Origin of the sequence: Nitrospira sp. (assembly GCA_015709715.1) — a bacterium.
Taxonomy (GTDB): domain Bacteria; phylum Nitrospirota; class Nitrospiria; order Nitrospirales; family Nitrospiraceae; genus Nitrospira_A.
In genome coordinates, this window is sequence record CP054184.1 from 4,017,478 (window position 1) to 4,028,999 (window position 11,522).

Annotated in this window: 6 protein-coding genes; all 6 read left to right on the forward strand. The window is 63.1% G+C overall.

What is annotated here, in order from left to right:
- The first annotated feature begins 2 nt into the window (after positions 1-2).
- Genes HRU82_19135 through HRU82_19160 form a run of 6 tightly spaced genes read left to right on the forward strand, consistent with a single transcriptional unit; the run spans position 3 to position 11,498 of the window.
- Complete coding sequence (locus HRU82_19135) at positions 3-368, forward strand: GPW/gp25 family protein (GenBank protein ID QOJ36932.1); 366 nt, start codon at positions 3-5, stop codon at positions 366-368.
- Positions 365-2,848 (forward strand): putative baseplate assembly protein, encoded by a 2,484-nt coding sequence (locus HRU82_19140; GenBank protein QOJ36933.1) that lies wholly within the window; start codon positions 365-367, stop codon positions 2,846-2,848. The genes HRU82_19135 and HRU82_19140 overlap by 4 nt, the downstream gene beginning before the upstream one ends.
- Positions 2,845-5,700 carry a putative baseplate assembly protein gene (locus HRU82_19145; protein ID QOJ36934.1) on the forward strand — a complete coding sequence of 952 codons (2,856 nt, stop codon included), beginning with the start codon at positions 2,845-2,847 and terminating at the stop codon, positions 5,698-5,700. The genes HRU82_19140 and HRU82_19145 overlap by 4 nt, the downstream gene beginning before the upstream one ends.
- Positions 5,697-7,778, forward strand: coding sequence for a hypothetical protein (locus HRU82_19150; protein ID QOJ36935.1), 2,082 nt, complete (start codon positions 5,697-5,699; stop codon positions 7,776-7,778). Before HRU82_19145 ends, HRU82_19150 begins: the two co-directional genes overlap by 4 nt.
- 55 nt (positions 7,779-7,833) lie before the next feature.
- Complete coding sequence (locus tag HRU82_19155; GenBank protein QOJ36936.1) at positions 7,834-11,151, forward strand: right-handed parallel beta-helix repeat-containing protein; 3,318 nt, start codon at positions 7,834-7,836, stop codon at positions 11,149-11,151.
- Between the two features lie 26 nt (positions 11,152-11,177).
- Entirely contained in the window at positions 11,178-11,498 is a 321-nt protein-coding gene (locus HRU82_19160; protein ID QOJ36937.1) for a hypothetical protein, read from the forward strand.
- The last annotated feature ends 24 nt before the right edge of the window (positions 11,499-11,522 follow it).

Sequence of the window (11,522 nt, forward strand, 5' to 3'; positions counted from 1 at the left end):
CGATGAGGCAGGTTGATTTTCCCTATCGGTTCGACGCGCGAGGCCGGACCGCTGCAACGGACGAGGCCGACCACATTCGCGACTTGATCGAGCAGGTGCTCTTCACCAGCCCGGGCGAACGCGTGATGCGGCCGGACTTCGGGAGCGGCCTCCTGCAGCTGGTGTTTTCGCCCAATAGCGAAGTTTTGGCGGCCACGACCCAGGTGCTCGTGCAGAGCGCCCTGCAACGGTGGCTGGGCGAACTGATCCTGGTGGAGGCCGTGCGGGTAGAGGCCGTCGATTCGACCCTGCAGGTCACGGTGCAGTATGTGATGAGGCAGAGCGGCGCTCGTGTCACGGGGACCTTTGCGCAAGGAGGCGGAGCGTGACCTATTCCTGCTGCGACGAACTGCGGCGTCAGGCCGTCCGCGACCATCCGACGTTGAACGGCATCGATTTTCTGGAGGTCATCGACCGCGCCGCGCCGACGGAAGCGGAGCGTCAGCGGACACTCGAAGTCCATTTCGTCAAACCATTGGTCACGCCCACTCCGACGTCGGCCAACATTCGGATCGACGGCGGCGAACGCATCACCCCGATCCGTGTGCTGGGAGTCAGCGCCGGAAGCGGAACGTCGGCCCATGTCTTGACCGTCGAAGTGGATCAGCCGGGGGACTTCTCGTTGTATACGCTGCGCCTAGTTACCAACGCGCTCGATGACAGCGTGCCGCCGGAGTTCGATCCGCAGTCGGCCGCCATCGCGTTTTCGTTCAAGGTGGAATGTCCGAGCCCGTTCGATTGCGCGCCGCGTCACCGCTGTCCGGAGGCCACGGAGCCCGGGCCGGTCATCGACTATCTGGCCAAGGACTATGCGAGCTTCCGCCGGGTCATGCTTGACCGGATGGCGGTGCTGATGCCGCAATGGAAGGAACGCAACGCGGCCGATCTCGGCGTCATGCTGGTGGAGGCCTTGGCCTACACCGCCGACCAGTTGAGTTACCAACAGGATGCCGTGGCGACCGAGGCCTACTTGGGAACCGCGCGGCGGCGAATCTCGGTGCGGCGCCACGCCCGCCTCATGGACTACTACATGAGCGAGGGCTGCAACGCCAGGACCTGGATTCACGTCCATGCCTCAGCCGACGTGGTACGGGTCGATCCTGCCGATTCGGCGGTTCCGATCGGAACGAAGTTCACGACACGCATCCCGGGACAACCCACCGCCATCGCCGACGATCCGCGCGTCTATGCGCGTGCAGAGATCATCTTCGAAGCGATGGAGTCTCTCCAATCCCTCTACGCCGAGCACAACGAGTTGCAGTTTTATACCTGGAGCAATCAACGTTGCTGTCTGCCTAAGGGGGCACGCTCAGCCACGCTCGCCGGGCACCACCCGACTCTCGCCATCGGGACGATTCTGCTGTTCGAGGAAGTGATCGGCCCGGAAACCGGGTCGCCGTCCGATGCGGACCCTACGCGGCGTCATGTCGTGAGGATCGATCGTGTGGCGGCGACTATGACCGGCGGAGCGCCGCTGACCGATCCCGTGACCAGCCAACTTATTACGGAAATTGCATGGCATGAGGAGGATGCGCTCCCATTTCCTTTCTGCCTCTCGGCCGCCACGGAGCAGGGGTACCGCGACGGCGTCAGCGTGGCGCGAGGCAACCTGGTCTTGGCGGACCATGGGGTGACGTTGGGAGGGGAGGACTTGGGCACCGTGCCGGACCCCTTCCTGTTCATGCCGCGACCGAAGGAGGTGGATCGCTGCTCGGCGTTCACTCCGCAGATGGTGCCGCCGCGGTTCAGCCCTCGACTGGCCAAGGCGCCGCTCACCCATGCGGGGCCGCCCTATGACCATGCGGATTCGGCGCGCAGGGCGTTGCAGTGGTCGCTTCGCGATGTCCAGCCTGCGGTCACCCTGACCGGAACCAAAGGCACCGAGACAAGGACATGGACGGCCCGGCGCGACCTGCTCAACAGCGACGCTGCGGCGGACGAATATGTGGCCGAGGTCGAGAACGACGGCAGCGGCAGCATCCGCTTCGGAGACGACGTGCATGGCCGGAGGCCCGAATCCGGCACCGCCTTCACCGCTCGGTATCGAGTCGGCAACGGGCGAGAAGGGAACATCGGAGCGGATGCCTTGGTACATATTGCCTTGGCGTTGCCGGAGATCACCGAAGTCCGGAACCCCTTGCCTGCCGCAGGAGGGCAGGAACCGGAATTGTTGCAGGACGTGCGGCAGCGCGCCCCGGTGGCCTATCGCGTTCAGGAGCGTGCTGTGACCCCGGCGGATTATGCCGAGGTCACGGAGCGCCGGACGGATGTTCAGCGGGCCGCCGCCACGTTCCGGTGGACCGGCAGTTGGCACACGGTGTTCGTCACCGTGGATCGTGGCGGCGGCGCCGCGGTTTCTGAAGAGTTCGAGGGAGAGATCCGCGAGCACGTCGAGCGTTACCGCATGGCCGGCCACGATCTGGAAGTCGACGGCCCGCAGTTCGTCTCGCTGGAGATCAATCTGCACGTCTGTGTCGCGCCCGAGCACTTCCGGAGCGACGTGGAGCGTGAGTTGCTGGACGTGCTGAGCAATCGCGACCTCCCGGACGGCCGTCGGGGCCTGTTCCATCCGGACAACTTTACGTTCGGGCAGCCGGTCTATCTCAGCACCATCTATGCGGCGGCTCATCGGGTGACAGGTATCGAATCGGTCGAGGTGTTGACCTTTCAGCGGCAGGGCGTCCCGGAAAGTTCGGCGCTCGACAGCGGCCGCTTGGACATCGGCCGGTTGGAGGTCGCGCGTTTGGACAACGACCGCAATTTTGCGGAGCACGGTCGGCTGACCATCACGTTGGGAGGGGGGAAATGAGTCAGGAGGCTCGAAACGAATGCGGCTGCTGCGCCGGTATCGAGGCTGCCACTCCCGGCCCGCTCTTCAACCGGCCGGGCCTGTCGGCAATCGCCTATCGGGTCGGAACCTATCAGACATTTCGGCAGAGCCTCCATGCGAGACTGTCCGACGGTCGCTGGCCAGTGTTGCGTGGACTGAGGACTCGCGATGACGATGACTTCACCATCGCACTGCTCGATGCCTGGGCGGTGACCGGCGACATCCTCACCTTTTATCAGGAGCGCATCGCCAACGAGTCCTATCTGCGGACTGCGACGGAGCGGCTGTCCATCTTGGAGCAGTCGCGCCTGCTCGGGTATCAACTCGGGTCCGGCCGGGCTGCCGCCACGCACTTGGCCTTCACGTTGGAAGAGACTCCGGGCGCGCCTGAACAGGGGGCGAAACCGGTTACGCTACCCGTCGGCACGAAGGTGCAGAGCATCCCTGGGCCGGATGAACAACCACAGACCTTTGAGACGATCGAAGCCATCGAGGCGCGGGCAGAATGGAACGCGCTCCGGGCGCAATTGACCGAGACGCAGGTGTTGGCCTGGAACATGACGGAGTTGTGGTTGGCGGGCGTCAATCTCACACTCGCTGTGGGCGATGCGTTGTTGATCATCGCGGATTCGGAGGGGACGAGGCAGGCGTCGCTTCGACGTGTAACGAAGATCGTTACCGACGCTGCCGCCGATCGCACAGGTCTCACATTGACGGCGATCTCTGACACACCACAAGTGGTGGCTGCCATGGCGCCGGCTGTCTACGTGATGCGCGCGAACGCTTCACCATTCGGCCATAATGCGCCCATGGAGGCTATATACGATCCGCCGGGCACATTTAGCAAACTTGATGAATGGGATCTTGAAGCAGCGGATAAAGATATTAGTGCAATGACGCTCAGTAGCCGGAACGAGAAAATTCTTGTTGGTGGTTGGATGGTGATCGAACAAGACATTCCTGGAGAATCCGGGCGAAAATGGGTTTTTTCTGAAGTGACGAGCGTCACTCATCTTTCGGTGGCACGCTACGGTATGGCTGGAAGCGTCACGCGCTTGGGTTTGGGAACAGTGTGGGAATTAGGGATCGAAACCAAGCTTGATTTTCTGCGAAGCATGACGGTCGCTGTGCAGAATGAGCAGCTTGCCGTCGCGGCGCTGCCGGTGAGATATCCTCTCTATGGTTCGACGTTGGCGTTGAACAGCAGGGTCGATGGACTCGCGGCCCGCCGTCCTATTGCGATTAGCGGCAAGCGTCAACGGCTGCGGATTACGAAATTGGCGCTCGCGCTGGATACGAAGCTCATCGAAGAGATCATCGCAGCGATCGGCAACTCCTTTCCTGCCATCGGTAATCTCCTCGAAGCTCTCACGCGCCCATTGTTGTTTTTCGGCTCAGACGAATCTGTGGAGTTGCAACCAGAGGACGTTCTTGTTTTATCAGCTCCGCCGCTCCACGTTCTCGGTCGCCAACTGGTTCCCGTGGGTCCCTCGGAGTTCGGCGCCTTGCTGAAAGATAATCCCTTCTCCCTCTTTCTCGTACGCTTAATGGACCGCGACGGTCGTTCGGGATTGGCCCTTTTGTTTCGGTTTTGGTTCACTCTCGAACCCGCAAACGACGATGACGAAACGATCAGCGAAATCGCTTTCCTCGACGACGAATCGACCACTGCTATCACCCACGACCGCGACCGCACGACGCTCCAGCTGGCTACCGCCTTGGTCAACATCTACGAACGCAGCAGCGTCAGCATCAACGCGAATGTCGCCGCCGCAACCCATGGTGAGACAGTGAAGGAACCGCTTGGAAGCGGGGATGCCACCATTCCGTACCAGCGGTTCCTATTGAAACAACCTCCGCTGACCTATATCAGCGCCGATACGCCGGACGGGTCGGCCTCGACGCTCAAGGTCTATGTCAATGAGGTGCTGTGGCAAGAAGTGCCGTTCTTCTACGGTCATGGCCCCACCGAACGCATCTACATCACGAAGCAGGACGACGAAGGGCGCACCACGATCCGATTCGGCGACGGCGTCACGGGGGCGCGGTTGCCGACCGGCCAAAACAACGTGCGCGCCGAGTACCGCAAGGGAACCGGCCTTGGAGGACTCGTCCAAGCCGGGCAACTGAGCCTGCTGATGAGTCGACCGCTCGGGTTGAAGGGCGTCGTGAATCCGGAGGCTGCGCAGGGGGCTGAAGATCCGGAATCGAGGGACGACGCCCGCACCAATGCCCCGCTCGCCGTCTTGACGCTGGATCGTGCGGTGTCGCTGCAGGATTACGAAGATTTCGCTCGAACCTTTTCGGGCATCGCCAAAGCGCAGGCCGTGTGGGTATGGGACGGGCGCAAGCGCAGCATCTTCCTGACCGTGGCCGGACCGAACGGGGAGGTGCCGGATGAGGACGGCTCCGTGATGACGACACTCAAGGAGGCGCTCCGCGCCTATGGGGACCCGTACGTGCCCTTCACGGTCAAGGGGTATCGGCCGGCCTGGTTCGAAGTCGCCGGGACCGTCACGGTCCAGCCGGACCATGTGACCGAGACCGTGATGGCAACGGTGGCGGAGACGTTGCGGCAACGGTATGCCTTCGACGCCAGATACTTCGGCCAGCCCGTCGCGCTGAGCGACCTGATCGCCGCGATTCAGGACGTGACCGGCGTGACGGCGGTGGACCTGGACCGGTTCGCGCGTACAGACTACCCCCTACCAGCGATTCAGCCGCGGCTGATCGCCGATCGTCCGGCGATGGGTGCGGACGGGGTCGTGCCGGCGGCGGAACTGTTGTTGCTCGATCCTGTGTCATTGACTCAACTGAAGGCGGTCCAATGAATCCAGAAGTAGACAAACTCTACCGGCTTCTCCCTGCGGTCTACCGCATTCGTGATGCCGAACAGGGCGGCGCCTTGCGCGCGTTGTGCGAAGTGCTGGCCGAAGACATTGCCGTGCTGCGGGAGAATCTCGATCAACTCTACGACGACCAGTTCATCGAGACCTGCGCCGACTGGGTCGCCCCCTACATCGGCGACCTGATCGGCTACCGTACCCTGCATGGGGTGACCGAGCGGACAAGAAGCGCGCGGGCCGAGGTGGCCAACACGATTGCCTATCGACGGCGCAAGGGCACGGCGACGGTGCTTGAACAATTGGCGCGAGACGTCACGGGATGGAACGCGCGGGTGGTGGAGTTCTTCCAGTGGCTGGAGACCAGCCAGTACATGAACCACATTCGTCCGGCCAATCGTGCCACCCCCGACCTTCGCAATTGGGAAGCGTTGGAGCGGCGCGACACGGCCTTCAATAGCCTGGCGCATTCGGTCGACGTGCGGCGTATCGAAACCCAGCGGGGGCGCTATAACATTCCCAACGTCGGCCTCTTCCTCTGGCCATTGGATGCCTACTCGCTGACCCGTTCCCCCGCGGTTCGGCTCGACGACGAGCGCTATCTCTTCAGTCCCTTGGGGATCGACCAGCAACTGATCACGAGGCCCCAATCGGAAACCGACATCGCGCACCTGGCTGAGCCGATCAATGTGCCGGAACCGATCAGCCGGAGAGTGTTGGACCGGTATCTCGATCGGTATTATGGCCCGCAGTTAAGCCTGTTCCTGGAGGCGGACAATCTCGATACGTCGCTCGCCAACGTGACCGTCTGCAACCTTTCCGACCAGGGCGCAACCTGGGCGCACCTGCCGGTCAGCAAGATCACCGTGGATCCTGTGCTGGGGCGGATCGCCGTCCCTCCCGGTACGCCGCCGGTCAACCTGCGCGTGACCTACCACTACGGATTCAGCATGCCGACCGGCGGCGGCGAGTATGAGCGCAGCAAGACCTTCGCGCTCGGCGGTGGATCGGCCTCGGTGACGCAGGGGCAGAGCCTGCAAGCGGCGCTCACGACGGCCCAGGCCGGAGGGGTCGTCGAGATCGATGACAGCGGACGGTATGAGGAAACACTCAGCCTCACGCTGCCGACGACGGCGAAGGTGGAACTGCGGGCAAGCAACGAACATCGCCCGACCCTCGTACTCGGCGGCGACTGGACAGTGACGCTGGCTCCGAATACGGAACTGACCTTGAACGGCTTGCTCATGACGGGAGGACGGATTCGAGTGGCCGCCGCCGGCGGTCCCGGGACGAGGGTCTTGCGATTGCGCCATTGCACGCTGGTACCGGGGCTGGCCCTCGCGCGGGACGGTGAGCCCCTGTCGCCCGCCGTGCCTTCGTTGGTCGTGGAACAGCCGGGGACGCAGGTCGAGATCGACCATGGGGTGCTCGGTGGCATGACCTGCGTCGACAGTGCCGAAGTGTCGATCAGTCACACGTTGATCGACAGCACCGCGCCGACCAGAGTGGCCTTTGCCGCGCCGGATGGCATCTCCGGTGGCGGGACGCTGACGATCGTCAACTCGACCGTCATCGGCAAGGTGCATACGAAGCGCCTGGATCTGGCCTCGAACACGATCTTCGCTTCGGCTCTCGGCGGGGGCGACGGGTGGTCTCACCCGGTGTGGTCCGATCAGAATCAGGAGGGCTGCTGTCGGTTCTCCTTCGTACCGTTGAACGCGATCGTGCCGCGCCGCTACCGCTGTCAGCCGGATCTGGCCGTGGAGCAGGCGCTCTTGGAAGCCGATCAGCCGAAAGGCAGCCTCACCGATCCGGAAAAGCTGGCGATCACGCTGGCGACGCAGGCCCGTGTGAGACCGGCCTTTGCCGCGCGGCGCTACGGACAGGCCGCCTATGGCCGGCTCGCCGACCACTGTCCCCGGGAGATCCGTCGTGGAGCCGACGACGAGTCCGAGATGGGGGTGTTCCACGATGTCTTCGCGCCGCAGCGGGAGGACAATCTCAAGATTAGATTGCACGAGTATCTGAGGTTCGGGCTGGAGGCGGGAGTGTTCTACGCGACGTGACGAGCTCCGGCCTGAGCCATGGAGTTGAAACGAACTATCTATCAGGAGAGCGCACATGAGTGGCGATTACAGCCGGAAACGATTTAACCCTGAGCATCATTACCAGGGCGTGCTGCGACAACAGGGACGGGTCGACCTGGATGCCGATTGGAACGAGTACGTCGATCTCCAGGACCGACGATGGCGGGCCGAGACCATCGATGTCGTCGGGCGCTGCGGCGTGCCGGCCGAAACGCCGGATGGATTCAAAATCGAGTTGAGCGGCGGCGACCTCACAGTGGGGCAGGGCCGGATGTACGTCGACGGATACCTGGCCGAGAACCACGGCACCGCGCCGCTCTTCGATGCCACGATCGAAGAACAGTACGGCTCTGCCGCGCTGCCGGTGAAGAACCAGCCCTATGGCGGGCCGGTCACCGTTCCGCCACAGGTGCGGTCGCTGGTGTATGTGGATGTGTGGCGGCGGGAGGTCACCCACCTCTTGGAGCCGGGGCTGATCGAGCCGGCCGTCAACGTCGATTCCACGACTCGACTGCAGACGGCCTGGCAAGTGCGGGTGCTGGCAAACATTCCGCCGGAGGTGAATTGTGAGACGCCGCTGGCCGACATTCCGGGCTGGCCGATCGGCAACCAGCCGTCCGCAGCGCGATTGACCACCACGACGGTGGCGGTGACGACGGAACCAGACCTCTGCCTGGTCCCGCCGACCGGCGGGTATCGCGGTCTGGAAAACCACCTGTATCGGGTCGAGGTGCACAGCGCCACGGCCGGCAGCGTGAAGGTGAAGTGGTCGCGTGAGAATGCGCACGTCGCCACCACGATCGCTGAGATCATGGCCACGCGCACCGTGGTGCGCGTGGACAGCCTGGGACGGGATGATGTCCTGCGTTTCAAGACCGGCGATTGGGTGGAGTTGACGAACGACCAGCGTGAATTCGCCGGCCTGCCCGGCGAGATGCGCAAAGTGACGGTGGACGATGCCGACCAGACGTTGGCCTTTACGCCGGCGTTGCCGGTCGCCGATTTTCCGCAAGGCGTCCCCGATGCGGCCAAGCACCTGCGTGTCATTCGTTGGGATCAATCCGGCATCGTGCGGAAGCCCGATGGATCGGAACTGATCAACCTGGATCTCACCACGGATGGGTTGATCGAACTGTCGGCGGCGAATCCCGGCTTCGTGCTGGAGCATGGCGTGCAGGCCACCATGACCGTCCTCTCCGGCGGTATGGCCCATAGCGGGGACTACTGGTGTTTCGCGGCGAGGACGGCGGATGCCGATATCGAGCACCTGACGCAGGCGCCGCCGCTCGGCCTCCACCACCATTACTGCCACCTGGCCATCATCGAAGCGGACGGCGAGATCCACGACTGCCGAACGGTGTTTCCACCGCTCACGGACTTGACTCCCGGCTGTTGCACAGTGGTGGTGCAGCCGGGAGAGGACATCCAGGCCGCGATCGACTCACTGCCGGAGGAAGGCGGGTGTGTGTGCCTTAAGGGAGGGGAGCATGAGATTCACGCACCGATCCGCATCGAATCGTCCCGCGTGTCGCTGCACGGGGAGACGGTCGGCGCGCGCGTGGTGCGGGCGGATGGGCCTGAGCTGCTCCGCATCGCGCATCCGGACGGGCTGTTGCTGGAGCATGTCACCGTCAGCGGCATCGCCTTCGAGTTGGAGACGAAGGGGAGCCAGGGGCAGGGCCTCCAGGCCATGGTGACGATGGATCGTTGTCGCCACACGACACTCGACCGGTGCGTCCTGCATCCGCAGGGGGTGAGTCAGATCGCCGGGGTCGCCATCAGTCGCAGCAGCGACGTGAGTGTCACGCATTGCCTGGCGGACAATGTGCAATACGGCGTCGTGACGATCGCCGATACGACGAGCCTCACCATCGTCGGCAACAGCTTCGATGCCGGGACCGGGCGGAAGGGCGACGGCGGGGTGGTAGGCCTGTTCCTACAAGGCGTCGCCTTCCCAGCCAGGATCGAACAAAACCGTCTGCTCGGGTTTATCTTCGGCATCGTGCTGAACGACGCATTGTCCGCCGGCCTGCCCTTTTCGCTCGCGGCCGGATCCAGGATCGTGGGCAACTACATCGTGCGGCTGGGCGCAGAGGTCGATGCGGGTACGCTCAAAGCCTTCGGCATCGACGTCGCCGCCGATGCCTGCCTCATCAGTGAAAACATCCTTCTCTACAATTCTCCGGAATACGGCGGCATTTCCATCAGCGGTCGGAATACGGTCGTGGAGCGGAATCAGCTCCGTTCCTTGTTGAAGGAAGCCGGTTCGGTGCGCCCCATTGCGCTGCTGCTCGCCAAGCTGGGCAAGAATGGCAGTTTGGGTTCCGTCGGCGGCAGGATTGCCGCGAACCAGGTGCTGGGCGTGCAGGACGCGATCGTGGTGATCGGCAACGAAGAGGCTGAAGTCCTCGACAACCAGGTCGACAGCGAGGGGCAGGAGTTGCGGTACGGCCTCCTGCTGGTGGCTTCCAGCCGGGTCCGCCTCCAGGGAAACCGCGTGACCAATACGGCCTGGCCCATCGCGACCAGCGGCGGGACGGCCAACGTGGTGTTTGACAACAGCCTCGTGCGGGGCGGCGGCGGGGTGACGGCGGTGTTCCATACCTCCTTCACCTGCAGCCGGAATCGTATTGAGGATATGCGGCATTGGGGAGTGCTGAGTCTGATCGGGTTTGCCAAGTGCGCCCTGACCGAGAACCGAGTGCTGAATTGCGGGTATCAGCAGGCGCCTTCGATCGGCATCGGGGCTTCGGTGCACATCGGGGAATTGTGTGTGGAATCCTGCGAGGTGATGAATACGGGGGTGTCGCCGGACAATACGACGGTCAGCGCCCTGTCCTGGGGCATCATCGCCGATCTGATTCTGGAGGCGCGAGTGCAGAGCAACCTGGTCACCTATGCGAACGCCGCCCTATTGGATGCCAATCAGGAGCACCGCGCGCTCTGGCTGCGTGGCTGGCTGGAACAGGTGATCAATTTCGGCGCCGGCCAGGTGGTGTTCGGATTCAGCGCACAGATTCTCGACAATAAATTCCTCGGGCCTGGTCGAACGGCGTTAGTCGAGGTCGCTCAGCAAAATGTGAGCGATACGTTGTTCCGCCGGTTCGAGCGGCTCTTCTTCAGCAATAATTTCTGTTGGCACGTCAGCGTGGCCGCCCGTGGGGCCGCAACCGTATCCCTTTCGGCAAGAAGTGCCATTGTGATGGGCAATCACATCAAGACGAATGTGCCCATCCCGTCCGTGGATTTCCTCGGCATGAAGGAGGCGGTCTACATGGGCAACCTGGCTCAAGCCAATCCGGTGAACTTCGGTGGCATCCCGTCCCCGATCTCCGGCTTCAATCGGCCTTAGTCATGTATGGGTAAAGGAGAATACAGATGGCGACCTTGAATCAGATCCTGGCGGAACAGACGAAACTGATCGGCGAGGCGAAGTCTTCCTTGGAGGCGGCATTGAAGAAGCCGCCGACGCAGGCCGCGACGATCGCCGCCCGAGAGGCGACGGTGGCGGAATTGAAGACGCGAGTGGCGAACCTGACAGAGGCCAAAGCGACCTTCAATAAGCAAGTCGATCAGCAGCTGGCGGGGTACCAAGTCGAAATCTCTACCCTGGAAAAGCTCATCGAGGAAGACAAAAAGCGCGTCGGCGATCAGCCCACGCCGCCACGTCCTGTCCGCGGCAAGGGGCGTGGCAAGTAAGGCCCGGCTGCGCTCCTTCCTGTG

Coding starts and splice junctions, on each gene's coding strand:
- HRU82_19135 (QOJ36932.1), top strand. CDS start 3: ATGAGGCAGGTTGATTTTCCCTATCGGTTCGACGCGCGAGGCCGGACC.
- HRU82_19145 (QOJ36934.1), top strand. CDS start 2,845: ATGAGTCAGGAGGCTCGAAACGAATGCGGCTGCTGCGCCGGTATCGAG.
- HRU82_19150 (QOJ36935.1), top strand. CDS start 5,697: ATGAATCCAGAAGTAGACAAACTCTACCGGCTTCTCCCTGCGGTCTAC.
- HRU82_19155 (QOJ36936.1), top strand. CDS start 7,834: ATGAGTGGCGATTACAGCCGGAAACGATTTAACCCTGAGCATCATTAC.
- HRU82_19160 (QOJ36937.1), top strand. CDS start 11,178: ATGGCGACCTTGAATCAGATCCTGGCGGAACAGACGAAACTGATCGGC.